This is a genomic window from Microbacterium sp. NPDC056569, from assembly GCF_042793475.1.
Classification (GTDB): Bacteria; Actinomycetota; Actinomycetes; order Actinomycetales; family Microbacteriaceae; genus Microbacterium.
The window spans coordinates 79,753-106,131 of record NZ_JBHTUV010000015.1; the positions used below are offsets into that span (position 1 = coordinate 79,753).

19 protein-coding genes are annotated in these 26,379 nt (G+C 72.2%); 12 read left to right on the forward strand and 7 right to left on the reverse strand.

Annotated features, from left to right (window positions below; all coding sequences use genetic code 11):
- Positions 1–58: 58 nt before the first annotated feature.
- Genes idi through ACFQ7C_RS16870 form a run of 7 tightly spaced genes read left to right on the forward strand, consistent with a single transcriptional unit; the run spans position 59 to position 5,668 of the window.
- Positions 59–610: an isopentenyl-diphosphate Delta-isomerase gene (idi, locus tag ACFQ7C_RS16840; protein WP_378903763.1), complete on the forward strand. Its 552-nt coding sequence runs from the start codon at positions 59–61 to the stop codon at positions 608–610.
- The gene (locus tag ACFQ7C_RS16845; protein ID WP_378903766.1) at positions 607–1,662 is read left to right on the forward strand and encodes a polyprenyl synthetase family protein; all 1,056 of its coding nucleotides are present in this window, start codon (positions 607–609) and stop codon (positions 1,660–1,662) included. The genes idi and ACFQ7C_RS16845 overlap by 4 nt, the downstream gene beginning before the upstream one ends.
- Positions 1,659–2,540 (forward strand): phytoene/squalene synthase family protein, encoded by an 882-nt coding sequence (locus ACFQ7C_RS16850; RefSeq protein WP_378903769.1) that lies wholly within the window; start codon positions 1,659–1,661, stop codon positions 2,538–2,540. The genes ACFQ7C_RS16845 and ACFQ7C_RS16850 overlap by 4 nt, the downstream gene beginning before the upstream one ends.
- On the forward strand, positions 2,537–4,102 hold the full coding sequence (crtI, locus tag ACFQ7C_RS16855) for a phytoene desaturase family protein (protein ID WP_378903772.1): 1,566 nt from the start codon (positions 2,537–2,539) through the stop codon (positions 4,100–4,102). The genes ACFQ7C_RS16850 and crtI overlap by 4 nt, the downstream gene beginning before the upstream one ends.
- Positions 4,103–4,104: 2 nt before the next feature.
- The gene (locus tag ACFQ7C_RS16860; protein WP_378903775.1) at positions 4,105–4,458 is read left to right on the forward strand and encodes a lycopene cyclase domain-containing protein; all 354 of its coding nucleotides are present in this window, start codon (positions 4,105–4,107) and stop codon (positions 4,456–4,458) included.
- The gene (locus ACFQ7C_RS16865) at positions 4,455–4,778 is read left to right on the forward strand and encodes a lycopene cyclase domain-containing protein (protein WP_378903778.1); all 324 of its coding nucleotides are present in this window, start codon (positions 4,455–4,457) and stop codon (positions 4,776–4,778) included. The genes ACFQ7C_RS16860 and ACFQ7C_RS16865 overlap by 4 nt, the downstream gene beginning before the upstream one ends.
- Positions 4,775–5,668 carry a prenyltransferase gene (locus ACFQ7C_RS16870; RefSeq protein ID WP_378903780.1) on the forward strand — a complete coding sequence of 298 codons (894 nt, stop codon included), beginning with the start codon at positions 4,775–4,777 and terminating at the stop codon, positions 5,666–5,668. Before ACFQ7C_RS16865 ends, ACFQ7C_RS16870 begins: the two co-directional genes overlap by 4 nt.
- Before the next feature lie 54 nt (positions 5,669–5,722).
- Here ACFQ7C_RS16870 and ACFQ7C_RS16875 read toward each other — a convergent pair whose 3' ends face one another.
- Complete coding sequence (locus ACFQ7C_RS16875) at positions 5,723–8,632, reverse strand: UPF0182 family protein (RefSeq protein WP_378903783.1); 2,910 nt, start codon at positions 8,630–8,632, stop codon at positions 5,723–5,725.
- 94 nt (positions 8,633–8,726) lie between these two features.
- The gene (locus ACFQ7C_RS16880) at positions 8,727–9,854 is read right to left on the reverse strand and encodes a PDZ domain-containing protein (RefSeq protein ID WP_378903786.1); all 1,128 of its coding nucleotides are present in this window, start codon (positions 9,852–9,854) and stop codon (positions 8,727–8,729) included.
- 146 nt (positions 9,855–10,000) lie between these two features.
- Between ACFQ7C_RS16880 and ACFQ7C_RS16885 the strand changes: the two genes are divergently transcribed.
- Positions 10,001–11,455 (forward strand): zinc-dependent metalloprotease, encoded by a 1,455-nt coding sequence (locus ACFQ7C_RS16885; RefSeq protein ID WP_378903789.1) that lies wholly within the window; start codon positions 10,001–10,003, stop codon positions 11,453–11,455.
- Between the two features lie 841 nt (positions 11,456–12,296).
- On the opposite strand, the gene ACFQ7C_RS16890 is transcribed toward ACFQ7C_RS16885, so the two are convergent.
- Both ACFQ7C_RS16890 and nudC read right to left on the reverse strand, forming a co-directional pair.
- Entirely contained in the window at positions 12,297–14,075 is a 1,779-nt protein-coding gene (locus tag ACFQ7C_RS16890; RefSeq protein ID WP_378903792.1) for an ATP-dependent helicase, read from the reverse strand.
- On the reverse strand, positions 14,072–14,986 hold the full coding sequence (gene nudC, locus ACFQ7C_RS16895) for an NAD(+) diphosphatase (RefSeq protein WP_378903795.1): 915 nt from the start codon (positions 14,984–14,986) through the stop codon (positions 14,072–14,074). Before nudC ends, ACFQ7C_RS16890 begins: the two co-directional genes overlap by 4 nt.
- Positions 14,987–15,064: 78 nt before the next feature.
- Between nudC and ACFQ7C_RS16900 the strand changes: the two genes are divergently transcribed.
- Entirely contained in the window at positions 15,065–16,432 is a 1,368-nt protein-coding gene (locus ACFQ7C_RS16900; RefSeq protein ID WP_378903798.1) for a phosphotransferase, read from the forward strand.
- 15 nt (positions 16,433–16,447) lie between these two features.
- On the opposite strand, the gene ACFQ7C_RS16905 is transcribed toward ACFQ7C_RS16900, so the two are convergent.
- Complete coding sequence (locus ACFQ7C_RS16905) at positions 16,448–19,795, reverse strand: ATP-dependent DNA helicase (protein ID WP_378903801.1); 3,348 nt, start codon at positions 19,793–19,795, stop codon at positions 16,448–16,450.
- Positions 19,792–23,046, reverse strand: coding sequence for an ATP-dependent helicase (locus tag ACFQ7C_RS16910; protein WP_378903804.1), 3,255 nt, complete (start codon positions 23,044–23,046; stop codon positions 19,792–19,794). The genes ACFQ7C_RS16905 and ACFQ7C_RS16910 overlap by 4 nt, the downstream gene beginning before the upstream one ends.
- Before the next feature lie 183 nt (positions 23,047–23,229).
- Between ACFQ7C_RS16910 and ACFQ7C_RS16915 the strand changes: the two genes are divergently transcribed.
- Together ACFQ7C_RS16915 and ACFQ7C_RS16920 are read left to right on the forward strand one after the other, a co-directional pair.
- Positions 23,230–23,454, forward strand: a complete 225-nt coding sequence (locus ACFQ7C_RS16915; protein ID WP_045296833.1) for a DUF3107 domain-containing protein — start codon at positions 23,230–23,232, stop codon at positions 23,452–23,454.
- Positions 23,455–23,467: 13 nt separating this feature from the next.
- A complete protein-coding gene (locus ACFQ7C_RS16920; protein ID WP_378903807.1) occupies positions 23,468–23,758 on the forward strand; it encodes a hypothetical protein in 291 nt (96 codons plus the stop codon).
- Between the two features lie 48 nt (positions 23,759–23,806).
- On the opposite strand, the gene ACFQ7C_RS16925 is transcribed toward ACFQ7C_RS16920, so the two are convergent.
- Positions 23,807–24,520, reverse strand: a complete 714-nt coding sequence (locus ACFQ7C_RS16925; protein ID WP_378903810.1) for a ferritin-like fold-containing protein — start codon at positions 24,518–24,520, stop codon at positions 23,807–23,809.
- A gap of 214 nt (positions 24,521–24,734) precedes the next feature.
- Here ACFQ7C_RS16925 and ACFQ7C_RS16930 point away from each other — a divergent pair, with 214 nt between their 5' ends.
- A complete protein-coding gene (locus ACFQ7C_RS16930) occupies positions 24,735–26,267 on the forward strand; it encodes a DEAD/DEAH box helicase (protein WP_378903813.1) in 1,533 nt (510 codons plus the stop codon).
- The last annotated feature ends 112 nt before the right edge of the window (positions 26,268–26,379 follow it).

The window sequence follows — 26,379 nt, forward strand, 5'->3', positions numbered from 1 at the left end:
TGTAGCATCGCATACGTGATATTGCTAGTTTAACTAGCAATCTGAGAGGAATGACAGGATGCCCGACACCGACCACGTCGTCTTGCTCGACGATGACGGCCGCGCCATCGGCACGGCGCCGAAGTCCAGCGTGCACGGCCCCGACACCGCCCTGCACCTCGCCTTCTCCTGCCACGTCCTCAACAGCGACGGCCGGGTGCTGATCACCCGCCGTGCACTCACGAAGCGCACCTGGCCCGGCGTCTGGACCAACTCGTTCTGCGGCCACCCGCGCCCCGCCGAGCCCGTGCTCTCGGCGGTTCGCCGCCACGCCGACTTCGAGCTCGGGCTCAGCCTGACCGATCTGCGCGTGGCACTCCCCCTCTTCCGCTACCGCGCCACCGACGCCAACGGCATCGTCGAGCATGAGGTGTGCCCGGTCTACACCGCCTACACCGACGACGAGCCCGCGCTCAATCCGCTCGAGGTCCTCGATGCCCGCTGGGTCGAGCCCGAGGCGCTCGCGCTGTCGCTCGAGGCGACGCCGTGGGCCTTCAGCCCCTGGCTGGTGCTCCAGGCCCAGCAGCTGCACCTGTTCGACACGCCCGCGCGCGAGAGACGGGCGTCATGATCCCCGCGGCGGACGACCCCGACCTCCGGATCGCGATCGACGGCGCCCTCGCGCGCATCCGCGAGCGCGCGTCGGAACTGGGCCCGGCGTTCGGGGCGCTCGGCGCGGCGATCACCCGCTCGGCGCAGGGCGGCAAGCGCCTCCGACCGGCGCTGGTCACGGCGTCCTTCGACGCGTTCCGCACCGGCGACGCCAACGCGTCCGCGGTCCTCTCGGTCGCTGCGGCGTTCGAGCTGCTGCATACCGCGTTCGTGGTGCACGACGACGTGATCGACCACGACACGATGCGGCGCGGCGTGCCCAACATCGCCGGGGAGTTCCGCCAGCGTGCGCAGGACGACGGCGCCGACCCGGACGGCGCGGCGCTGGTCGGCGACGCGGCGGCGATCCTCGCCGGCGACATCCTGCTGCACGAGGCGTTCCGGCTCGTCGCCATGGCCCACACCGACGACGGCACCCGCGACCGGCTGCTGACGCTGCTCGACGACGCGGTCCTCATCTCGGCCGCCGGCGAACTCGCCGACGTCGAGAACAGCGTCGCGGCGCAGCATCCGTCCCGCGTCTCGACCCTCGATACGGCGTTCAACAAGACCGCGGTGTACACGTTCCGAGCACCCTTGCAGGCGGGCGCGCTGCTCGGCGGCGCCGACGGTGAAGCGCTGCGCGTGCTCGGCGATGCCGGTGGGCGGCTCGGCCTCGCCTTCCAGCTCGTCGACGACCTCATCGGGGCGTTCGGCACCACCGCGCAGACCGGACGCGACACCGGTCCCGATCTGCGCGAGAACAAGCGCACGCCTCTCGTCGCGCTCGCCCGCGAGGTCGGCGCCACGCCGCGCATCGACGAGGCTCTCGCCCTCGCGCGCACGGGGCCCGTCGCCGTGCGCGAAGCGCAGCTCGTCCTGGAGCAGACGGGGGCGCGACTGCGCCTCGTGCAGCTCGTCGAAGACACACTGGAGTCGGTGCGGGAGGACTCCCACGATCCCGCGCTGACCGACCGCGCCGGCGCACTCCTGCGCAGCCTCGCCGACGGCATCGAAGGACGGATCCCATGAGCACCGCGCGCACATCCGCCAGCACGGGGCTCGCCCTCTACGACCAGGCGGCGGCGGATGCCGCGGCCACCGTGATCGCGCGCTACTCGACGTCGTTCGGGTTGGCGTGCCGACTGCTCGGGCCGCGCCCGCGCCCGCACGTGCGCAACGTCTATGCCCTGGTGCGGATCGCGGACGAGATCGTCGACGGTCCCGCAGAGGAGGCCGGGCTCTCGCCGGAAGCCGCCGGGGACGTGCTCGACCAGCTCGAGCAGGAGGCGTTGTCGGCCGTCGACCGGGGCTTCAGCGCCAACCTCGTCGTGCACGCCTTCGCGCGCACGGCGCGCGAGTGCGGCATCGGGCCGGAGCTCGTGCGCCCGTTCTTCGCATCGATGCGCACCGACCTCGACACCCGCCGCCACGACGCCGCGTCGCACGACGCCTACGTCTACGGCTCGGCGGAGGTCGTCGGGCTGATGTGCCTGCAGGTGTTCGTCAACGCGGGTGGGCAGCATCCGGTCGTCCCCTCTCCCGAGCTGGTCGACGGAGCGCGGCGCCTCGGAGCCGCGTTCCAGGACGTCAACTTCCTGCGCGACCTCCACCACGACGAGGCCGTGCTCGGGCGCGACTACCTCGGCCTGTCCTCGGCCGACGGAGAGCGCGCCGCCGTGCTCGACCGCATCGACCGCGACCTCGCGATCGCGGCGAGCGCGATCCCGGCGCTTCCGGCGGACTGCCGGCGAGCGGTGACCGCCGCGCACGACCTCTTCGCCGAGCTCGCAGTGCGCCTGCGCGCCGGTGACGGGGGCGGTGAGCGGGTGCGTGTGCCCGACGCCGTGAAGGCGCGTCTGGCTGCGCGCGCTCTGCTCGGTTTCGCCCCGCGGGAGGTGCGCGCATGACGCTCCTCGACGGACCGCGGCGCGCGGTCGTCATCGGCGGCGGTGTCGGCGGGCTCGCCGCTGCCGCGCTCCTGGCGACGGAGGGTTGGGACACGACCCTCTTCGAGGCGCGCGACGAGCTCGGCGGCCGCGCCGGATCATGGGAGCGCGACGGGTTCCGCTTCGACACGGGCCCGAGCTGGTACCTCATGCCCGAGGTGTTCGAGCACTTCTTCCGGCTGCTCGGCACGTCTGCGGCGCGCGAGCTCGACCTCGTGCCCCTCGACCCGGCGTATCGCGTGTACTCGGATCCGTCGACCGGCCTCGCGCCCCTCGACGTGCGCTCCGGACGAGCAGCCGCCACGGCACTGTTCGAGAGCGTCGAGCCCGGCGCCGGCGCACGCCTCGACGCCTACCTCGACTCGGCGGCAGACGCCTACGACCTCGCCGTGTCGCGCTTCCTCTACGACACGTACGAGACGACGGCGGGCCTCCGCGACCCGGCACTGCTGAGACGGATGCCGCGACTCGCGCCCCTCCTGACGCGCAGCCTCGCCCGTCATGTCGAGCGCCGGTTCACCGACCCGAGGCTGCGGCAGATCCTCGAGTACCCCGCGGTGTTCCTCGGCGGATCCCCCTATGGCGTGCCGAGCCTGTACCACCTGATGAGCCACCTCGACCTGGGCGATCAGGTGCTGTACCCCCGCGGCGGCTTCACCGAGCTCGTGCACGCGATCGCGCGGCTGGCCGAGGCGGCCGGGGTCGCCATCGAGACCGGCGCCCGCGTGACCGCGATCACGACCGAATCCGGAGTCGCGACCGGTGTGGAGCTCGCCGGCGGACACCGCGTGCCGGCCGACCTCGTGGTGTCGGGCGCGGACCTGCACCACACCGAGACCCGTCTGCTCCCCCGCGCCGAGCAGACCTACCCCGAGGAATGGTGGGGCTCGCGCACCCCCAGCCCCGGCGCGCTGCTCGTGATGCTGGGCGTCGAGGGCCGGCTGCCGCAGCTCGCCCACCACACTCTGCTGTTCGCCGAGGAGTGGCGCGCGAACTTCACCGACATCTTCGGCTCCCGTCCGCGGATACCCGACCCCGCGTCGCTCTACATCTGCCGTCCCAGCGCCACGGACCCCGCCGTGGCGCCGCCGGAGCACGAGAACCTCTTCGTGCTCGTCCCCGTGCCCGCGGATCCCCGGCTGGGGCGCGGGGGCATCGACGGCGACGGCGACCCGGCGATCGAGACCGCGGCCGACCGGGTGATCGCCCAGATCTCCCGCTGGTGCGCCATCCCGGATCTCGCCGACCGCATCGTGGTGCGCCGCACGGTCGCTCCCGGGGACTTCGCGTCCGACCTCGGCGCATGGCGCGGGAACGCGCTCGGCCTCGCCCACACGCTCGGGCAGAGCGCCGTGTTCCGCCCCCGGAACACCTCGCGCAGGGTCCACGGCCTGTCGTACGTCGGGGCCTCCACCCTGCCGGGCATCGGCCTGCCGATGTGCCTCATCTCGGCGGAGCTCGTCGTCAAGCGTCTGCGGGGGGATCGCTCCCCCGGTCCCCTCGCAGAGCCGGCGAGGGTGTGACGGTGCCGGGGATCTACCTCGCCGCGATCCTCGCATCCGCCGCAGGTGTGCTGCTGCTCGACCGGCGCTGGCGCCTCGCCGCGTGGCACGCGCCCGCCCGCACCGCGATCGCCGTCGGCGTCGGCACGGCGTTCTTCCTCGCGTGGGACGCCGTCGGCATCGCCGCAGGCGTCTTCGTCAAGGGCGACAGTCCTCTTCTGCTCGGCGTGGACCTCGCCCCGCACCTCCCGCTCGAAGAGCCCGTCTTCCTGGCGTTCCTGAGCTATCTGGCGCTCGTCGCGTGGTCCGGCGCGATGCGTCTGACCGCGCGACGGAAGACGGATGCTGCGCCCCTGCGCTCCGAGGAGGCCCGATGACGTACGCCCTCATCGTCGCGCCCTTCGTCGCGGTCACGGCGGTCGTCGTGCTGCTCACCGTGCGGCGACCCGGCTTCGGGCGCCGGATGGCAGCATCCGTCATCGCCGCCGGTGTCCTCGTCGCACTCACCGCGGTGTTCGACAACCTCATGATCGCCGCCGGTCTGTTCACCTACCCGGAGGCGCTGATCTCGGGCGTGCGCATCGGTCTCGCGCCGATCGAGGACTTCGCGTACCCGGTCTGCGCGGCATTCCTCGTGCCCGCGGTGTCCACGCTGCTCGCACCCTCACGCGCGCGGCACGAGGAGGTGCGAGCATGACGGCCGCTCCGCCGCTGCGCGCGGGAAGCGTCGCACGGCAGCTGCTGGTCGCCTCGCGACCGGTCAGCTGGATCAACACCGCGTACCCGTTCGCGGCGGCGTACCTCATGACCACCCGCCAGGTGGACCTGACCCTCGTGGTCGGCACGCTGTTCTTCCTCGTGCCGTACAACCTCGCCATGTACGGCATCAACGACGTCTTCGACTACGAATCCGACCTGCGCAACCCGCGCAAGGGAGGTGCCCACGGCGCGGTGCTGGACCGCCGCATGCACCGCGTGACCCTGTGGGCATCAGGGCTGCTGTGCCTGCCGTTCGTCGCGTACCTGGCGGTGATCGGGTCCCCGCTGTCGTGGGTCGTGCTCGCGGCGAGCCTGTTCTTCGTCGTCTTCTACAGCGCGCCGCCGCTGCGGCTGAAGGAGCGGCCGTTCCTGGACTCGGTGACCAGCAGCATCCACTTCTTCTCCCCCGCGGTCTACGGTCTCGTCCTGGCCGGCGCCACGTGGACGCTGCCGCTGGTGGCGCTCATCGGAGCGTTCGCCCTGTGGGGCGTGGCTTCGCACGCGTTCGGGGCCGTGCAGGACGTCGTGGCCGACCGTGAAGCGGGCATCGCGTCGATCGCCACGGCGAGGGGAGCACGCTGGACCGTGCGCTTCGCGCTGGCCTGCTACGCCGCCGCCGGCGTGGCGATGCTCGCGACCACGTGGCCGGGGCCGATCGCGGCCGTGCTCGTGCTGCCCTACCTCGTGACGGTGTGGCCCTATCGCTCGATCGCGGATGCCGATGCGGCCGCCGCGACGACGGGATGGCGCCGGTTCCTGTGGCTCAACCAGTTCTCGGGCTTCGCGGTCACGCTGCTGCTCATCTGGTACGCCGTCCTCACCACCTGAACCGGGAACGCCGAAGGCCGTCCCCTCGCGGGAGCGGCCTTCGCGCCGTGCGTGCTACTGGCCGCCGCCCAGCTCGATGAGCGTCTCGACCGCGGCGGTGAGGCGTTCGTCGGCCTCGCCGTACGCGGCCCAGTCACCCGCCTCGAGTGCAGCCTGGCGGTCGAGCATCGCCTGCTGCGCCTCCTGGAGAGCGGCCTGGTAGTCGTCGGTCGGTTCCGTCGGCGTGGTCGGCTCCGTCGGCGTCGGCTCGGGGGTCGGCGCCGGCGTCGCGCCGGGCGTGGGCTGCACGTCGGTGTCGCCCGCATCGGCACCGGAGTCGCCGCCGAACAGCGTGTCGAGCGCCTCGTTCAGCGTGTCCTCGAACGCGATGTCGTCACCGAACGAGACGAGCACCTTCTGCAGCTTGGGCAGCTTCGTGCCCGTCGACGACTGGACGAACACCGGCTGCACGTACAGCAGGCCGCCGCCGACCGGGAGCGTCAGCAGGTTGCCGTTCAGCACCTCCGACTGCCCCTGTTTCAGCAGGTTGATCTGCGCCGAGATCTGCGGATCGGAGTTGAAGGTGTTCTGCACCTGGCCGGGACCGGGCACCGTCGTGTCGGCATCGATCACGAGCATCCGGAGCTTGCCGTAGTCCTCGCTCCTCACGCCGTCCTCGCTGCCGGCGTTCGAATCCACCGCGAGGTAGCCCATCAGCACGTTGCGCGTGTTGCCCGCCGTAGCCGCCGGGATGAACGACGTGAACATCGAGTAGGTCGGCCTGTCCTGATCGGGCATCTGCATCGTCAGGTAGTACGGCGGCTGCAGCGCCGTCTCTTCCTGCGGGTCGTTCGGCGTCTGCCAGCGGTTGTCGCTCTGGTAGAACGACCGCGCATCGTCGACGTGGTAGACGCCGAGGATCGTGCGCTGCACCTTGAACAGATCGGTCGGATACCGCACGTGGGCCATCAGGTCGCCCGACATCTCGCTGATCGGCTTGATCGTCGACGGGTACACCTTCTGCCACGACTCCAGCACCGGGTCTTCCTCGTCCCACGCGTACAGCGTGACGGAGCCGTCGTACGCATCGACCGTCGCCTTGACCGAGTTCCGGATGTAGTTGATGTCGTCGAGTGCGAACCGGGGAGCCGGGTTGGACGAGTCCGAGATCGCGGAGGTCAGGCTGACCGTCGAGGAGTAGGGGTAGTTGGCGCTCAGGGTGTAGCCGTCGATGATCCACACGATGCGGCCGTCGACGACGCTCGGGTAGGCGTCGTTGTCGAGCGTCAGGTAAGGGGCCACCTTCTGCACGCGCTCGCGCGGGTTCCGGTCGTAGAGGATCTGCGAGTCCTCGTTGACGTAGTCCGAGAACAGGATCTGCTCGGCCTGGAACTTGAGCGCGTAGATGAGGCGGTTGAAGACGTTGCCGAGGCTCGGTCCGCCCTCGCCGTCGAACGTCGTCTTCGTCTCGCCGGCGCCGTCCTCGCCCGACGGGTAGTCGAGCTCCACCGGTTCGGCCCCCGCGGGGGCGCCGACGATCGAGTAGGTCGGCGAGTACTCGCCGAAGTACACGCGCGGCTGGAAGTCCTCCTGGTCGGAGAGGAAGCCGGCAGCAGGGATGCCGCGTTCGAGGAACACCGGATCACCCTCGTTCGTGCGATCGTTGCCCTTCGCCGCCACGAGTCCGTACCCGTGCGTGTAGACGACCGCCGAGTTCTGCCAGTCCGCCGCGTTGCCCAGCTGGGCGAGGTTCAGCTCACGCACCGAGACCACCGTGTCCTGCGAGACCCCGTCGATGTCGTAGCGATCGACGTCGAGCGGGTCGGCGAACTGATAGTACGAGCGGTACTGCTCGAGCTGGCGGACGTTGGGCGAGATGATCGCCGGGTCCATGATGCGCACCTGGGCGGTCGTGGCCGCGTCGTCGCGCAGCTGGCCGGCCTCGACATCCGTCACGGCGGTGAAGTCCTGCTGGTCGAGGCCGTCGACGCCGTACGCCTCGTGCGTCATGTCGACGTTGCGCTGGTAGTACTCCTCCTCCAGCGCGAACCGGTTCGGCTGCACCTGGAACGTGTTGACCACCCACGGGTAGCCGACGCCGACGACGATCGCCGACACCACGAGCAGCGCCGTCGCGATGAGCGGGTAGCGCCAGCGGCCGATGATCGCGGTCACGAAGAAGAGGATCGCGACGATGACGGCGGCGAACGCGAGGATCGTCTGTCCGGGGATGATCGCGTTCACGCCGGTGTAGCCGGGGCCGGTGATGCGGTCGCCGGGTTCGACGAGCGTCTTGTACCGGTCGAGCCACAGGCTCGCGCCCTGCACCAGCAGGTAGAGGCCTGCGATCACGGCGAGCTGGATGCGCGCCGACTTCGAGATGCGCAGCTCGCGCTGGCCGATGCGCACCGAGCCGTACAGGTACGACACGAGCGCCGTGACGAGCAGGCAGATCAACAGCACCGCGGACGCGAAGCCGACGAGCGAGCTCCAGAACGGCATCGCGAACATGTAGAAGCCGGTGTCGAGGCCGAACTCGGGGTCGGTGGTGTCGGTGGCGACGCCGTTGAACCAGAGCCACGTGGTCTCCCACTGCGCCGAGGCGGCGAAGCCGGCGAAGAAGCCGAAGAAGATCGGGATGCCCCACATCGCGAGCCGGCGCAGCGGCTCGACGACCTCCTGATAGCGGTCGAGCTGCGAGCTCAGCCGCGCATACACCGGACGCAGCCGGTACGCGAGCTGGATGGCGAGCCAGACCGGCACCGCCATGCCCAGGAAGCCGACGACGAACATCACGATGCGGGCGACCCACTGGGTCAGCAGCACCTCCGAGAACCCGAGCTGGTCGTACCAGAGCCAGTCGGCATAGAGGCTGGCGAAGATGAAGAAGGCGACGACCAGCGCGGCGATGACCGCGAGGGTGATGGCGATGACACGTCGGGTGCGAGAGGGTGTGGCCGGGGTCGGCGCGGAGGTCGTGGTCACGTTCCCATCCTAGGCGCGGGATTCTCGGCGCCCGCCTTGTCCTCCCTGGGCGAAGTCTCAGAAACTCGCAACGTTTCGGGCACGATCCGTGAGATCAGTCCAGGGTGCAGACCGGGAGCGCGTCGAGGTCGCCGTCCTCGCGCACCGCATCCAGCACGGCCAGCGCGTCGTCGAGGTCCTCGACCGAGAACACCCGGAGATCACCGGGGATGTGGCCCACGACCTCGTCGCAGTTCGCCTCGGGCGCGAGGAACCATTCGGCTCCGGCATCCAGCGCCCCCCACATCTTCTGTCGGATGCCGCCGATCGGGCCGACCTCGCCGTCCGCGGTGATGGTGCCGGTGCCCGCGACCTGCTGACCGCCGTTGAGCTCGCCGGGGGTGAGCGTGTCGATGATCCCGAGCGCGAACATCATGCCCGCGCTGGGCCCGCCGACGTTGTTGAGCTGGATGGTGACGTCGATCGGGAAGTCGTAGTCGGTGGTGAGGTTGACGCCGAGGATCCAGACCGTCTCCCCGTCGTCGTTCGCGGTCTCCTTCGGGGTGACCTCGACCGTCTGCTGCTCGCCGTCCCGCTCGATGACCAGCTCCACCGGGGCGCCCTCGCCCTCGTTGATGATCGAGCGCAGGGCCGAGACATCCGTGAGATCCTCGCCGTTCGCTTCGAGGATCAGATCGCCCTGCTCGAGGATGCCCTCGGCCGCGGCGCCTCCCTGGACGGAGTGCACCGCCAGCGTCGCACCGACGTCGTAGCCGAGCTCGATCAGCGCGGCGGCGGTCGCCTCGTGCTGCGAATCGACCATCATCTGAGCGCTCTGCTCGTTGCGCTCCTCGGTGGTCTGGTCCTCGGGGAAGATCGCGTCGATCGGCATCACGGCCCTGCTCGGGTCGAACCACGCCATCGCCAGCTCGAACCACGACGGCGTGCGCTCGCGGTTGCCCTGCACCTGCACGGTGAGGAGGTCGAGCGAGCCGTCGGTCGGGTAGGTCTCGGCTCCCTCGACCGAGATCAAGGGCACCTCCTCGCCGTCGGCGTCCTGTGCACTGCCGAGCGTGTTGTAGACCGGACCGGGGCGCTGGATCACATACGAGGTCGGCAGGAACGTGATGACCAGCAGCACCACCATCGCGATCGCCAGTGCCCACACGCCGACCAGCGTGCGACGCGACATCCGCTGCCGGGGGGCGGGCTCGATCGTCGTGTTCTCGTCGAACAGGGCCACGCGGGACCTCTCTTCCGTGCCTTGTCGTTGGTGCGCCTGGTCGTTCGCGACCGGCGTAAGGCGTTCGGGGTCCCTGCCGGGGAGTGCGACGGATGCTGCGACTAGCGTAGAACGCATCCTCATCGACCGGCTGAAAGGCGGCTGAAGTGGCAGACGACGTCACCCCCGGAGGCGAGCCCAGCCCCGAGGACGACTTCCAGGAGCTCATCCGGCGGCTGTTCGGCGGCGCCGCGGGCGATTTCGACCCCGAGCAGCTCTCACGGCTGTCGGGCATGAACATCGACCCGGCCATGATGCAGGCGGTCATGCGCCAGCTGCAGGGTGCGTTCGCGAACGCCGACGAGACCGGCATCTCGTGGGACATGGCCGAGCGCCAGGCGCTCCACATCGCCAACCAGGAGGGCCTCGGCGTCACGGCGGGTCAGCGCACCGACCTCGATCAGGCGTTCGCGCTCGCCACGCTGTGGCTGAGCGAGGCGACCACGATCTCGGAGCTGGCAGCTCCCCCGGCGACGCTCACGCGCGGCGCCTGGGTCGAGGCGACGCTGCCGGTCTGGCAGGAGCTCGCCGCTCCCGTCGCGACCAGCATCGCCGATGCGCTCACGACGGCGCTGAGCGAGCAGGCGCCCGACGACATGCAGGGTCTCGTGCAGGGCGCGGGCCGTCTCATGCGCACGGTCGGCGGGTCGCTCTTCGCGTCGCAGCTCGGGCAGGTCGTCGGCAACCTCTCGAAAGAGGTCGTGAGCGGCGGTGACGTCGGCATCCCGCTCATGCCCGACGGCGAAGCCGCGATCCTCCCTCAGAACTTCGCCGACTTCGGGCGCGACCTCGAGGTGCCCGAGGACCAGCTCGCGCTCTACGTCGCGACGCGGGAACTCGCGCATGCGCGCCTCTTCCGCCACGCGCGATGGCTGCGCCTGCACGTCATCTCGCAGGTCACCGACTTCGCCCGGGGCGTGCACGTCGACACCGACGCCCTCGAGGACCTGGCGACGCGCTTCGACCCGTCCGAACCCGAGGAGCTGCGCCGGGCCATCGAGAGCGGCGCGCTGCTGCCTGCGCGCTCCGAGGCGCAGGAAGCGGCGCTCGCGCGACTCGAGAACCTCCTCGCGACGGTCGAAGGGTGGGTCGAGGTCGTGACCGAGGACGCCACGTCGCGGCTTCCCTCCGCGCAGCGGATCGCCGAGGCGGTCCGCCGCCGCCGCGCGGTCGGCGGTCCGGCGGAGCGGGCGCTGGGCTCGCTCGTGGGACTCGAGATCCGGCCGCGCCGCATGCGCGAGGCTGCGGCGATGTGGCGCTCGGTCACGGATGCCGTGGGCCCCGCCGCGCGCGACGCGCTGTGGGACTACCCCGACCTGATGCCGGGCGCGGCCGACATCGACGATCCCGCGGCCCTTGTCGCGCGGCTCGAGGCACGCGCCCGCGGCGAGGAGCCCGCCCGCGACGAGATGGACGACGCCCTCGCGCGCCTCCTCGCCGGCGAGGATCCCGACGCTTCGACGACGGCTGCGCCGGACGCCGCAAGTGAGGACGACGGTCCGGACGACGCCGCCGACGACGAGGGAGAGAGCGGCGCGCCGGAAGACCACCGGCCCGTGTAGCCGGCTGGACGGGCGTGGCATCGGCTCGTCCCCAGGCCGGCGGCGCCCGGCCCGTGTAGCCGGCTGGACGGGCGTGGCATCGGCTCCTCCCCAGGCCGGCGGCATCCGGGTGATCCGGGGCCCGGCCTGTGGATATCGGCGGCGGACGACGGAAGGTGCGCCAGGATCGGGCGCATGCTGCGACTCGACCCTTCCTATCCTCCGGTGTGGCGGACCGACTCGGCGCTCCAGTTCGGCGCCGAGCCCGTCGCGGTCCTCGACGATCCTCAGCCCTGGCAGCAGCGGCTGATCCGAGAACTCGAGCGCGGCATCCCCGACGGCGCCGCCGTCCCGTTCGCCCAGGCGCTCGGCGCCCCGGACGCCGCTGCGGCGACGCGGTTCCTGTCGCGCATCCGCCGGGCGCTGATGACGGATGCCGCACCCCCGCGCCGCGTCGTGATCCAGTGCGCCGACGAAGTGCCCGACGACCATCGCGACGCGGTCGCCGCGGGTCTCGGCGCGGCGGGCTTCGACGTCGACGTCGCGCACCGGTTCGACGACGTCGGAAGCGTCGGCAGGACTCCGGCGGCCGTCGTCTTCGTCGTGCATCGCGTCGTGCCACCCGGCGCAGCCGCCGCGCTCATGAGCGCCGACGTCGATCACCTGCCGGTCGCACTCACCGGCTCGGGTGCCGAGATCGGACCGTTCGTCCAGCCGGGCCGCAGCGCGTGCCTCGCGTGCGTCGCCGCTCACCGTCGCGACAGCGACCCGTCGTGGCCGGTCGTCGCGGCGCAGCTGCTCGGGCGGGTGGTCGAGAGCGAGCCTTCGGTGCTCTGGGAGTCGGGCATCGTCGCCGGACGGCTCATCGCGGAGCGCGCACGGAACCCCTCGGCCGGCCGGACCCGGTCGGTGACCCTGCGCGCCGGCTCGCTGCACCGGGACGTGCGCTCGCACCGCCCGCACGCAGAGTGCCGTTGCCGATCTCTCGGAGGAATCGAGACGGCTGCCGCTCCCGTACACCTCGTGCCCACGACAGCGACAGCGTTCGCCCGGCCCGCGTGATGCCCACGTACGCGAGGCGCCGCTCCTCGTCGACCTGCTCGAACGTCGTCGCGTACGAGATCGGAAGAAGGCCCTCCGCGACGCCGACCAGATGCACATGCTCCCACTCGAGACCCTTGGCCGCGTGCAGGGTCGCGAGGGTCACCGTCCGCATCGCCGGCTCGTCGTGCGCCTTCGCGCGTGCCGTGAGTTCGTCCGCGAACGCGCGCAGAGTCGTGCCGGCGGGCGCCTCCTCCGCGAGGCGCAGCAGCGCAGCCCGCGCCTCCCACGCGTCGCGCAGCGCCCCGCCCGCCTCGGGCGGCTCGTCGGTGAGCCCTCGCGAGCGCAGGATGTCGCGCACGGTGTCGACGAGGCCGCTCTCGATCGGGGCCACCGAGGCGGCCCGCAGCTCCATCACCGCCTGCCGGACCTCGGGCATGTCGAAGAAGCGGCGGCCGCCGAGCACGGTGGTCGCGATCCCCGCGTCGGCGAGCGCGGCCACGAGCTCGGCGGACTGTGCGTGCGCACGGTAGAGCACAGCGATGTGACCCGGATCGGCGCCGCCGGCGATCTGTGCTCCGATCCGTGCGGCGACGGCACGGGCCTCGTCGCGGTCGTCCTCGAACGCGGTCACCGTCGGGACGGGGGCGGTGTCCGACTCGACCTCACGGTGCGCCGCGGCGGACAGGTGCAGCGCGCCCGGGCGCCCGCGCATGAGCTCGTTCGCAACGGCCAGGATCGCAGCACCCGATCGGTAGTTCGTCTCGAGACGTACGACCCGGGCGCCCTCGTAGCGCGCCGGGAAGTCCAGCAGGTATGCGGCATCGGCGCCGGCGAACGAGTAGATCGTCTGGCTCGCATCGCCGACGACGCAGAGATCGCGGCGATCGCCGAGCCACAGTTCGAGCAGGCGGTTCTGCAGAGGTGAGACGTCCTGGAACTCGTCGACGGTGAAGTGCCGGTACTGCTCGCGCACCGCCTTGGCCACCTGCGGCTCGGCCTCGAGCATGCCCGCGCACGCGAGCAGCACGTCCTCGAAGTCGAGCTGGCGGCGTTCGTCCTTGAGCTTCTCATACGCGTTCTGCAGGGCGACGACGCGGTCGACCCCGAGCCGGCCCACGCCGTTGGGGCGGGCCGTCGCGTACGCGTCGATGTTCAGCATCGACACCTTGCGCCACTCGATCTCGGAGGCCACGTCGCGCAGGGTCGCCACGTCGGGCGCCAGGCCGATGCCGTCCGCCGCGTGGGCGAGCATCCGGACCTTGTTGTCGATGATGCCCGGCGCGCTGTCTCCCGCGAGGGTGGGCCAGAAGAAGTTGAGCTGCGCCAGCGCCGCGGCGTGGAATGTGCGGGCCGACACTCCGCCCACGCCCATCGCACGCAGCCGGCCCCGCATCTCGCCGGCGGCCTTGGTGGTGAACGTCACTGCCATGACACGTCCGGGCGAGTAAGCGCCCGTGTCGACGCCGTGCGCGATGCGATGGGTGATGACGCGGGTCTTGCCCGTGCCGGCGCCGGCCAGCACCACCACGGGTCCTCGCAGTGCGGTCGCCGCCTCGAGCTGACGCTCGTCGAGCCCGGCGAGGGCGTCGGCGCTCACGCGCGCTCCGCGTGCCAGTCGGAGATGAGGCGATGCGCGATGGAGGCCCGCCCGGGCAGCACGACATCGCCGTCGCCGGCGAGGGCCCGGCCGATCTCGTCGCGCGTGAACCAGCGGATCGCCGCGATCTCCTCGCCGTCGGCTCGCGCCGCCGCGTCATCGCGCGACTGCGCGAGGAAGCCCACCATGAGGGAGCGCGGATACGGCCACGCCTGCGAACCGCGGTAGGTCACCGTGGCGACGTGGATGCCGGACTCCTCGGCCACCTCCCGCCGCACCGCCGACTCGAGCGACTCGCCCGCCTCGACGAACCCGGCGAAGCACGAGAACCGGTCGGCGCCCCACAGTGCATTCGACCCGAGGAGCAGCAGGTCCGGATCGTCGGCGCTCGTGATCGCCACGATCACCGCGGGGTCGGTGCGCGGGAAGTGCTGGCGCCCGCAGTTCGGGCAGCGGCGCGACCAGCCGGCGTCGCCGAGGTTCGTGCGCGTGCCGCAGGCCGGGCAGAAGGGTGAATCGACCAGCCAGCGCCCGAGGCTCAGCGCTTCGACGAAGGCACCCGCGTCCTGCGCCGACAGCAGGGCCCCCACCGTACGCAGACCCGCCCAGCCCGCCGGTGCGGCGAACAGCACGTCGTCCTGGGAGGCGAAGACCGCCGTGAGCAGCGCACCCCCGTCGTCGGCACGCCCGAGGAAGGCCCATTCGGCTCCGTCCGGCACGTCCGCCGGCGCGTGCCACTGCAGGGCATCGGGTGCGGCGAGGGGCGCGGAGTCGCCGACGATCACGAGGACACGGGTCGCAGCATCCGTCTTGGCGGTCTCGATGAGCCCCGGCGTGAGCCGCTCGTCGGCTGCCCGATCGAGGCCTGGGCGGGCCAGCGGGTTCAGGCTCGTGCTGTCGGGCGCCGTCATCGAAACATGCTCCGCTTCGTCGTTCAGGGCCGGGCGTGGCGCGGGGACGGACGAGCGCGACCGACCTACCCTGGGCACATGGCACGCTCACCCCTCACTCTAGCCGCGTCGGTCACGTCGGCTCTCCCGCGGGTCGGCGTCGTCGGAGTCGGCGCGCTCACCGAGGGAGCGACCGGCCGATACGACGCAGCGGTCGCCGACCTCGACGACGGACGCCGTGTGGTCGTGCGGGTTCCCGCCGACGCGTCGTCCGCGCCCGAGCTCGCCGCGGAGGTGCGCGCGCTGCGCGCCCTCACCCCGGGTGTGCGAGGCCTCCTCCCCTTCCGCGCCCCCGAGCTGCTCGGCGAGGCGGGGCTCGGCGACACGCGAGTCGTGGTCGTGGACTTCCTCCCCGGCTATCGCGTGGATGCCGCCCATCTGCCTCCCGGGCGCGGCGCGGCGACCTCGCTGGGTGCGGCGCTCGCCGCGCTCCACGCCCTGCCGCACTCCATCGTCAAGGGCGAGGGGCTGCCCGCGCGCACCCCGCAGCAGGTGCGCGCCGACGTGACGAGGCTCATCGAGCGCGCCGTCGCGACGCGGCGGCTGCCGGTCAGCCTCGCCGATCGCTGGCACCGGGCCGTCGATGCGGACGAGCTGTGGCGCTTCGAATCCGCCGTCGTGCTGGGCGGGGCGGGCGCTGCGTCGTTCCTCTTCGAGGATCTCGACGGTGTGCCCACCGTCACCGGCCTTCTCGAATGGCACGGCCTCTCGATCGGCGACCCGGCGACGGATCTGCAGTGGCTCGCGTCCGCGCCCGACGCGGCCGACGACGTCTACACCGCCTACGTCGCCGACAGCGGCCGCGCCCCCGACGCCCGGGCGCGCGAGCGCGCGCGCCTGTACGCCGAGCTCGAGTTCGCGAAGTGGCTCGTGCACGGGCACGACGCCGCCCGCGACGACATCGTCGCCGATGCGGTCGAGCTCCTCGATTCGCTCGCCGCGGGCGTGGCCGGCGACGACATCGTCTCGGACGCCGCACTCGACGTGGATGATGCCATCGCGCTGCTCGAGCGCACCCCCGGCGCCCCGGCGGCGACGATCGACACGTCGATGCAGACCGACGCGTACGACCCCGACGAACTCGCGCAGTGGGTCGCCGACGAGGACGACGGGTCGCGCGACGCCGGCGGCGCTCGGTCGCCCGCATCCGGGTCCTTCGACGCGCCGGCCACCGCCGACGCCGACGAGCTCGCGGCATTCCGGCCCGTCGACCTCGACGAGGACGCGGTGCGCGTCCCCGCGCTGCACGCCGGCGACGACGTGTCGACCGCGCCGATCACACTGCCGGGCGCGGACGCGGCCCAGCGAGCGACATCGCGCCACGGCGAAGCCGACAGCCGGATGGACGCCGCCGCCGAAGCGGAGCGCGCCTCCGAGGCGGCCCTGCGCCGCTGGCTCGCCGACTGACGCGCCGCCCCCGGCTCAGCCCCTGAGGACGACGTCCGCCGCGACGTAGTAGAGCGCGACATCGATCTCGTCGAGCGGCACGCCGTGCTTGGAATGGTAGGCCTGCCGATACAGCTCGAGCTGCAGCATCCGTTCGTCCTTCTCGGCGGGGGTGCGTGGAGCGACGCCGGTCTTCCAATCGACGATCTCGATGCGGCCGCCGCGGTCGTCGCGCCGGTAGACGGCGTCCAGCTTGCAGATGACGATGTGCGGCAGGCCGTCGGGTCCGATCGTGGTGAAGTCGATCTCGGTCTCGACCTCGATCGGCTGCAGCGACGCCCACTCCGAAGCGAGGAAGCGCTCGCGCAGCGCGGCCAGCGCAGCGGCGTCCTCCGCGGATGCCTCGGTGCCCGGCAGATCCTCGTCGGTCTCCCACAGCGCGTCGTCGAGCGAGCCGCCGAGCCCCGTGCGGCCCGAGCGCTGTTCGACCCACGCGTGGAAGAGGGTGCCGAGTCGCGTCTGACGGAAGGGCCGCTCGGGCATCGGGCGTGCAATGCCCGCCAGCGTGCCCTCGAGGTCGGCGACGTACTCCTTGTACCGCGACGCTGCGATGCGGACCGGCGCCGTGTGAACCGGCCGCGCCCGGCGCGCCTCGCGCTCGGCGAGCAGGAGCGCCGCCTGCGGATCGAGCGCGGCGCGCGGGCCTTCGAGCGCCGTCTCGACCGCCGCCGCGGCGCCGGCGACCGTCGCGCGACGGGCGCCCAGCGGGTCGATGGGCCACTGGAGCACGCGACGCTCGCCCTGATACGGGTCGTCGCCGGCCTCGTCATCCGGCAGCGACACGTCGAGCGCCTCCGCGATCTCGGTGAAGAAGGTGCTGCGGGTTCGCGGGCGCTTGGTGCCCGACCACGTCGCCCCTGTGAGCAGCAGGTGGTCGCGGGCGCGGGTGACCGCGACGTACGCCAGGCGGCGGTCCTCCTCGAGCTGCCTGGCGCGATTCGCCTCCACGAAAGCCTCGATCGCTCCCTTGAGCTCCTGCTGCGTCGCTGCGGACTGCCAGCCGAGCGCCGGCAGCCAGGCCGAGTCGCCGCGGAACGCGTACGGCAGCACGCCGAACCCGAGCCACGCCTTGGTGTCACGCGGTGCGCTCGGCAGCTCGTCCTTGACGAGGCGCACGACGGCGACGGCATCCCACTCCAAGCCCTTCGACCCGTGGATCGTCAGCAGCTGCACGACGTCGTCCTCGGGCGGCTCGGTGCGCGGCGCGAACTCGTCGAGCTGCTCCGCATGATCGAGCCAGGCGAGCAGGCTCGAGAGCGACCCGGTCTCATCGGCGGCGAGGAAGGCGTGCACCTCGTCGACGAACGCCCGCAGCTGCGCCGACGCGATGCGAGCGGGACCCCGCGACTCGTTCGCGGCGAGTTCGATGTCGAGCCGCAGCTCCAGCTCGATCAGCCGCACCAGCTCGGGGATCGGCATCCCGCTCGCCTGACGGAGTCCCGCGAAGACGGATGCCGCGTCCCTCAGTCGTTCGCGTGCCGCGGGCGTGAAGCCCGCCAGCCACCCGTGGTCGGGCTTCTGCCGCAGTACGAAGTCCAGCGCATCGACGAGCGAGCCGTCGTCGTCGGCGGCGCTCCCCCGGATGCGCTCCACGACCTCGGGCGCGAGAGGCTGCAGGGCGGTGTCGTGCCGGGCGAGGCGGCGCGACAGGGCCGCGAGCTCGCGCAGGTCGGGAAGGCCGATCGCCCACCGCGGCCCGGACAGCAGACGGATCAGCGCCGAACCCGCCGACGGATCGCTGATGACCCGCAGCGTGCAGACGACGTCGACCACCTCCGGAGTCGAGAGGAGACCACCGAGCCCCAGGATGCGGTGAGGGATGCCGCGGCGCCCGAGCGCGTCGCCGAAGCGCACCATGTGCTTCTTGCTGCGGAACAGGATCGCTCCGGTGGTCGAGCGACCGTGGTGTGCGCGCTCGGCGCGCACGCGCGCGAACCACTCCGCGACGCGGTCGGCCTCGGTGTCGAGATCGGCATCGAAGCCGAGCTCGACGACGCCGGCGGGTGCGCCCGGGCGCGGTTGCAGCTCACCGACCGCAACATACGCCGAAGCCGCGAGCGGAGCGAGCACGGCGTTCGCGGCGGTGAGCACGGCGGCGCTGTTGCGCCAGCTCGTGAGGAGCGAGTACTGCGCGCACTCCGCCTCGGGTGAGAACGCGGCGGCGAAGCCGCCGAGGTTGCCGGCGCTGGCGCCGCGCCAGCCGTAGATCGCCTGGTGCGGATCGCCGACCGCCATCACGCCGGTGCCCGCGAACAGCGCGGACAGCAGATCCGTCTGCACGACGGAGGTGTCCTGGTATTCGTCCAGCAGCACCACACGGTAGCGATCACGGAGCTCGTCGGCCACGGCGCGGTGACCCGTGACGACCTCCAGCGCGCCGGCGACCTGGTCGGAGAAGTCGATGACCCCGAGCCGCAGCTTCTCGGCGGCGTACTCCCGCGCGAGATCGGCCAGCAGGGCCAGCGCGTCCACGCGATCGGCGGCGTCGGCCACGTCGGCGTACACGGTGGTGCGTCGATTCGTCGACGGCAGCTCGCGCACCGTGCGGAAGCGGCCGGGGAACGCGGCGAGCGCGTCGAAGTCCACGAGGTTGTCGACGCCGTCACGTGCGATCCGCAGTGCCGCGTCGACGATGGTGCGCACCGCTTCCCCACGCTGCTCGAGTCGCGGGTCGTCGGAGGCGAACACCACGCGTCGCATGAGGAGCCACGCGGCGGACTCCGAGAGGACCGCGGCCTCCGCATCCCGACCGATCCGCAGCGCGTGCTCGCGCACGATCTGGTCGGCGAAGCTGTTGTACGTCGCGACGCTCGGCCGGTGCAGCAGCGCGTCGTCGACGGAACCCTGCGGGATCGCGTCGACCAGGCGTGCCAGCGTGTCGAGCACGCGGTGACGCTCGGCGGTCGCCCGTGCCCCGTCGACGCCGGAGCGCTCGAGTTCACCGAAGGCGTCCAGGCGCCCCGCCTCCGCGAGCACGGGCAGCGACGACAGCAGGCCGAGGCGCTCGAACTCGGCCAGGCATGACAGTCTCTTCTGGATGCGCTCCGCGAGCTCGCCGGCGGCCTTGCGCGTGAAGGTGAGGCCGAGGACCTCGTCGCGGCGGACGATGCCGTTCGCGACCAGCCACACGACGCGGGCCGCCATCGTCTCGGTCTTGCCGCTGCCGGCGCCGGCGACGACGAGCGCGGGGGCCAGCGGCGCCTCGATGACCGCGACCTGCTCGTCGGTCGGCGGGAACTGTCCGAGTGCGGCCGCGATCACGCGCGCCGACAGCAGCGGAGTCGAGGACGCGGACTGCGCGCCCGCTGCCTGCACGATCGTCACGAGGCGCTCACCGCACCGACGGTGTGGATGCGGCACAGCCCATAAGAGTGCTCGTCGCGGCAGTGCTCCTCGTAGGGCGCGGTGAAGCTGTCGCCTCGCATGACCGCGACCGCTGTACGGATGCGGCCGACGAACGCGTCGCGGCGCTCGTCGTCGAACGGCGGCTGCCAGGGTGTGACGTAGTCGGCCGTTGTCGCGGTCGGCCGCAGCACGAGGAGCTTCGCGCCGCCCGGCGCGCGACCCTTCGCCTCGGGGATCGCCCCCGACTCGAACGCAAGCTGATAGGCGGCGAGCTGCGGGTTCTCGAGCACCTTCGCGTCGGTCTGCGGTTCGCGCTTGCCCGTCTTGAGGTCCATGATCACGACGCTTCCCTCCGGGGTGAGCTCGACGCGATCGATGTAGCCCGACAGGATCACGCGGTGCTGCGCGGACTCGCCGTCAGGGCCGGCCGCCGGGGCGTCGCCGCCGGCCTCGCGTTCGTCGAGCGGGATCACGACTTCGAAGTGGGGCTCGGCGCCGATGAGCGTGCCGCCGGCATCGTCGAACCGGCGCAGGTAGAGGTGGAGTCGGCGCACGAGATCCCGCGCTCGGGTCTGCTCCGCGCGGTCGCGCCATGCGGCCTCGAACGTGAGCTCGCCCCAGCGGGCCTCGACCTCGGCCCACAGGGCCGTCTCGTCGTGGCCGGCCGCGTGCTCGAGGGCAGCGTGGATGATGGTGCCCAGGCCGGCGGTCGTGCCGCCCGGGTCGCCGCCGAGATCGGCGATGACCCAGTTGAGCTCGCACTCCTCCAGGGCGTGCAGACGTGAGGGCGAGACGCGGACATCCTCCCGCGAGAGATCGCGCAGCGGCCCGGTCGACGTCGGCCCCGCGACGCCATACCACTCCCGTGGTGTCGCCCCCGGAACCCCGGCATCGGCCAGGAGCGCCAACTGTTCTGCGGCGCGGGCCGCCGGTGCAGCGAGCGCGGCCGGAGAACCCGGCGCCGGCACCGCGCGCCACCCCGCCGTCGTCAGCGTGCGGCGGTGCCGCGCGACGAGTCCGCGAAGCGACACCGGGTGATCGAGCTCGAACGGCTCCGGATCGGGCAGCAGCTCGAAGAACACGCTCGGGCCGGTGTCGTCGTCGTCGACGGCCGTGACGATCACTTGCGCCGTCGCGCGCGAGAGCGCGCGGGCGAGGAGCCGCAGCTCGTCGTGCATCGCGGCCCGGCGGCGGTCGAACGCGCCCAGCGTCTCGCCGTGGGCACGGGTCGCGGCGTCCGCGAGGCGCCACGTGTCGAGAAGGCTGCCGCGCAGACGGGTGTTGGGCCACACGCCGTCCTGCACGCCGGCCACGACGACGGTGTCGAATTCGAGCCCGAGCGCACCTGCAGGCGTCATGATGCGCACGCTGTCGTCGCGCGTGGGCGCCTCGAGCCGGTCCTCGGCGACGCCGCTGTCGAGGATCGATCGCACGAACACGCGCGGATCCGCGTCGAGCGAGCGCTCCACGAACCGCTTCGCGGCCTGGAAGAGCGCCACCAGCGCGTCCAGGTCGCGATGGGCCTGCTCGGCGAGCGGCCCGTTCCCGCGCGCGAGCTCGCCCCACGCGCGCTCGAGCCCGCTGCGTTCCCACGCGGTCCACAGCAGCTCGTGCGCCGTCGCCCCGCGATCGAGCTCGTCGTGCAGCACCTCGAGCGTCCGTGCGAGCGACGCGGCACGACGGGCTTCGCGGGTGTCGAGCAGATCGAACTCGAGCGGACGGCGCATCGCCGAGAGAACGAGGTCGCGCCCGGAGCGCTCGGCGACCTCGGCGCCTGCATCGTCGGCCACCGTCCGCGCATCGCGCTCGCCGTCGTCCGCTCCGCTGTCGAGCATCCGGCGCAGCTCGGCGTGGCGCAGCGCCGAGCGCAGCCGGCGGAGCTCGATCACGTCGAGCCGCCCGTACGTGCCGACGAGCGCCTCCGACACGTCCTCGAACGTCCACTCGTCGCGCGAGGCGAGCTCGATGAGCCGCAGCAGATCGGCCACCGGTCGCACCGCGCCGAGTGCACGGCCCGGCCCGCTCGAGCGCGCAGGCACCTCCCGCGCCGACAGCTCGGCCTCGAGGGCGGCGACCTGTCGCGTGTCGTGGGCGATGACGGCGCATGCGCTCCAGGGCACGCCCTCGTGCACGTGGCGTTCGCGCAGGACGCGCGCCACGGCGTCGTACTCCTCCGCCGGAGAGCGGAGGGTGAGCACACGCACCGATTCGTCGGCCTCGGCACCCGTCGCGGCGCGGCGATGGGCGACGACCCCCACGGCGCCGATGCGCTGCGTCACGCGGCCGACGAGCTCGCGCTGCCACGCGGTGCCGCGGTGCCCGTCGGAGAGCACGTGCACGGCGCCGAGTGACGCGGCGAGCCGCGCGAAGTTCTCCGGCGTCGCCCCGCGGAACGAACCCGACCCGACGTCCGGATCGCCGAAGGCGAGCACCGCCGCGCCCCGCGCGCGCACCGCTTCCAGCAGCTCCACGCCGCCGAGGGTCAGCTCCTGGGCGTCGTCGACGAGGACGACCCGCACCCGGTCGACGGCCGGGCTGCCGGCCGGAGCGTCGCGCAGCAGCCCCACCGCCTCACGGACCAGACCCGCGGCATCGCGGTGTGCGCCGCGCATGTCGTCCCGCACGTGGAGGTATTCGCCGAAGAAGGAGGAGAGCGCCACCCACGCCGGCAGCTCGTGGCGTTCGCCCAGCTCGCGCAGCCCGCGCGGCGGGATGCCGAGCGTCGTGCACTCAGCCAGGAACGTCCGCACCTCCGTGCGGAACCCCGCGGTGCCGCGGATCGCGGGGCCGAGCCACTCCGGCCAGCGCCCCACGCCGGCCGCCTCGTCCTCATCGTCGCCCTCGAGGAGGTCGCGGATGATCTGGTCCTCGTCGCCGCCGGTGAGCAGCTGCGGCGGATCGGCGTCGGCCGCCACCGCGTGCGCCCGCACGATCTGGAACGCATACGAGGCGACCGACCGGGCGAGCGGTCCCGTCGTCGCGACCCCGACCGCGAGCCCGAGGCGGTCGCGCAGCGCGGTCGCCGTCTGCCGCGACGGGGTGAGGACCAGGATCGAGTCGGGGTCGAGGCCGGCGCCGACCAGTGCGCCGACGCGCGCGATCAGCGTGTCGGTCTTGCCCGTTCCCGGTGCCCCCACGATCACGCCCGACGCGTCGGGCGGCAGCGTCAGCACCGTCTGCTGACACGAGTCCGGCGGGATCGCCGCATGGTCTGCTCTGCCCGAAGTCACTCTCCGACGCTAGCGCGAAGGGGCGACATCGGCCGTTCGCCCAGAGCGTTCCGGCGACGGGCAGCAGCCCCTCCGCGGTGTCGTAGAGTTGCCATGCGTCCGGGGAGCCCTCAGCATTCCAGCGCTCAGGAGCCGTCCGCCATCCGGCTGACGAACCGTCGCCCCGCGCAGGAGGTCAGTCACGTGGAGATCCGCATCGGCATCGCGAACACCGGCCGCGAGCTCAACTTCGAGACGAACGAGCCGGCGGCCGACGTCAAGAAGTCCGTCGCCGCGGCGCTCGACGCCGGCGCCACCCACGTCACCTTCGCCGACGCGAAGGGCAACTCGTACATCGTCCCCACCGCGGGCCTCGCGTACATCGAGCTCGGCTCCGAGGAGTCGCGCCGCGTCGGCTTCGTCGCCTGAGCGGACCGGCGACGTGCAGATCCTCATCGCGTTCATCGTCGGCGCGGTCATCGGCGTCGGCATCCACTTCCAGCTCCACCAGCGCCTGACTCGCGGCGTCGTCCTCGCGCCGATGATCGGCGCCGTGTCCGCCGGCGTGGCCTGGTCGATCCTCACGTGGGCGGGAATCGGCATCGACACGCCGTGGCCGTGGCTCGCGGCGCTCATCGTGCCGATCGTGGTGACCTACCCGGCGATCATCCTCATCTCACGCGCGCGCGTGGCCCACGATGCGCGCGAGAAGGCACGCCTCGGCATCGGCTGAGCAGCTCGATCGCCCCGGCGGGCCCGGCGGCGCAGCATCCGTCCGCCGTCAGGCAGCCAGCCCCATGTCGTCCATGCGGCGCGAGTGCGCGGCCATGAGCTCGGTGAACACCGGCTCCACCTTCTCCTCGGCGGCACGGCCGAGGTCGGTCGGCCGGAGGGCGGCACGCGCGATGAGCAGCGTGTCGCCGACGAGACGCCTGCCCCACAGCGCCAGCAGCGATTTCCACTCCGCGTCGCTCGAGATCGCGTGCGAGATCAGCTCCACGATCGCCTGACGGTCGGCGTCGGCCTGCAGGATGCGCGCGACGCGGTCGCCGGTCTCGCCGTAGCTCGCGGAGAGCGCGAGGTAGAAGTCGTCGAGCATGCCCGCCGTGATGTGCACCGACAGCATCGTCTCCTGCGGACGCACGCCGTGCGTGGCCGCCCGGAAGGCGTCCAGCGGCTCGCGGAACGGGCGCATGATCTCGGTCGGGTCGTCTCCGCGTTCGCGGATGAGCGCGACGAGCGCCTCGTGCTTGGTGAGCGCGGCGCCGGCCGCCCGCGACACGGCCTCCTTCTCGCCGAGCTCGGGAATCGTCTGGATCAGCTCCGTGAGCGTCTCGAAGAAGCCCAGCTGCAGGTAGGCGGCCTGGCCGAGGAACGTGTCGATGTCGGGAGCGAGCTCCTCGAAGTCGACGCGATTGCCGCCGCTCAGCTCGTCACGCGAGCGCAGCTGGAGCTTGCGCCCCGTGTCGCGGCGCTGCCAGAACCACTTCACCATGCAGGAAAGCCTACGAGGGGAACACCGCTTCCACGCTCGCGCCGGGGTCCTCCGGTATCGTGGGTGTCGGCCCCGGCGTCGGATCGGGGCGCCCGCGCCTGTGGGAAAGAAGGGCGTGGATCGCACTTCCGCCCGCGCGGCGACCTCGCAGAGGCCTCATCTCGCGCCCGGGCATGAACCCAGGCAGCATCCCACTGCCGGACAGGCACACATCGTGACGACCTTCGCCGAACTCGGCGTTGATCAGGACATCGTCGACGCACTCTCCGCAAAGGGCATCGTCGACGCCTTCCCCATCCAGGAGCAGACCATCCCCCTCGGCCTTCCGGGCCAGGACATCATCGGCCAGGCCAAGACCGGCACCGGCAAGACGTTCGGCTTCGGGATCCCCGTCGTCCAGCGTCTCGGCGCCGACCCGGCGCCCGGGGTCAAAGCGCTCATCGTCGTCCCCACCCGCGAGCTCGCGGTGCAGGTCTACGAAGACATGGACATGCTGACCTCGAACCGCTCGACGAGCGTCGTCGCCATCTACGGCGGCAAGGCCTACGAGGGCCAGATCGACCAGCTGAAGGCCGGCGCGCAGATCGTCGTCGGCACCCCGGGCCGTCTCATCGACCTCAACAACCAGCGCCTGCTCGATCTGTCGAACGCGACCGAGGTCGTGCTCGACGAGGCCGACAAGATGCTCGACCTCGGCTTCCTCCCCGACATCGAGAAGATCTTCTCGAAGGTGCCGGCCGTCCGGCACACGCAGCTCTTCTCGGCGACGATGCCCGGCCCGATCGTGGCGCTCGCGCGCCGCTTCATGTCGAACCCGATCCACATCCGGGCGACCGACCCCGACGAGGGGCTCACGCAGGCGAACATCCGCCACCTCGTGTACCGCGCCCACTCGCTCGACAAGGACGAGGTCATCGCCCGCATCCTGCAGGCCGAGGCCCGCGGCAAGACGGTGATCTTCACCCGCACCAAGCGGGCCGCGCAGAAGCTCGTCGACGAGCTCAACGACCGCGGCTTCAACGCGGGTGCCGTCCACGGGGACATGAGCCAGGAGTCGCGCGAGCGCTCGATGGCGGGCTTCAAGGCGGGCAAGAAGGATGTGCTCATCGCGACCGACGTCGCCGCGCGCGGCATCGACGTCGACGACGTGACCCACGTCATCAACCACACCATCCCCGACGACGAGAAGACGTACCTGCACCGCGCCGGCCGCACGGGCCGCGCCGGCAAGACGGGCATCGCTGTCACGTTCGTCGACTGGGAGGACCTGCACAAGTGGGCCCTCATCAACCGCGCGCTCGAGTTCGGCCAGCCCGAGCCCGTCGAGACGTACTCGTCGAGCCCGCACCTCTTCTCCGACCTCGACATCCCCGCGGGCACGAAGGGCCGCATCGTGACGGCACCCAAGACCCAGGCCATCCGCGTCCAGCCCGAGCGGGCGGCGGATGCTGCCGCCGAGGCCGAGACGAACGGCCAGGCTCCGAGCCGCCGCCGTCGCCGGCGCAGGTCGGGCTCGGAGGAGCGGGTCGGCTCCTCGTTCCAGCCCGCGGACGGCGCCGCCGCCTCCCACGACCAGGCCGCGGCGGCGAGCACCGACGGCGACCGCTCGACCGACGGCGGCGGCACCCACGACGGCGGCGGCAAGGAGCACCACGACGGCAAGCCCGCCCCGCGGCGCCGGCGCCGGCGCCGCGGCGGCAGCGGCGGCGGGTCCGCCCCCGCGGGCGGTGCCACCGTCGGCGCCTGAATCCGCGCTTCTCCTGTCGCGGCGCCGGCCGACCGCGCCCCGACACCCCGAAGGGGCGCGCACCCCGCGCGCGGGGCGCCCCGGCCGCGCCTTCACGCACGCCCCACCAAGC

Coding starts and splice junctions, on each gene's coding strand:
- ACFQ7C_RS16845 (WP_378903766.1), top strand. CDS start 607: ATGATCCCCGCGGCGGACGACCCCGACCTCCGGATCGCGATCGACGGC.
- ACFQ7C_RS16925 (WP_378903810.1), bottom strand. CDS start 24,520: ATGGTGAAGTGGTTCTGGCAGCGCCGCGACACGGGGCGCAAGCTCCAG.
- idi (WP_378903763.1), top strand. CDS start 59: ATGCCCGACACCGACCACGTCGTCTTGCTCGACGATGACGGCCGCGCC.
- crtI (WP_378903772.1), top strand. CDS start 2,537: ATGACGCTCCTCGACGGACCGCGGCGCGCGGTCGTCATCGGCGGCGGT.
- ACFQ7C_RS16865 (WP_378903778.1), top strand. CDS start 4,455: ATGACGTACGCCCTCATCGTCGCGCCCTTCGTCGCGGTCACGGCGGTC.
- nudC (WP_378903795.1), bottom strand. CDS start 14,986: ATGACGGCGCCCGACAGCACGAGCCTGAACCCGCTGGCCCGCCCAGGC.
- ACFQ7C_RS16870 (WP_378903780.1), top strand. CDS start 4,775: ATGACGGCCGCTCCGCCGCTGCGCGCGGGAAGCGTCGCACGGCAGCTG.
- ACFQ7C_RS16900 (WP_378903798.1), top strand. CDS start 15,065: ATGGCACGCTCACCCCTCACTCTAGCCGCGTCGGTCACGTCGGCTCTC.
- ACFQ7C_RS16850 (WP_378903769.1), top strand. CDS start 1,659: ATGAGCACCGCGCGCACATCCGCCAGCACGGGGCTCGCCCTCTACGAC.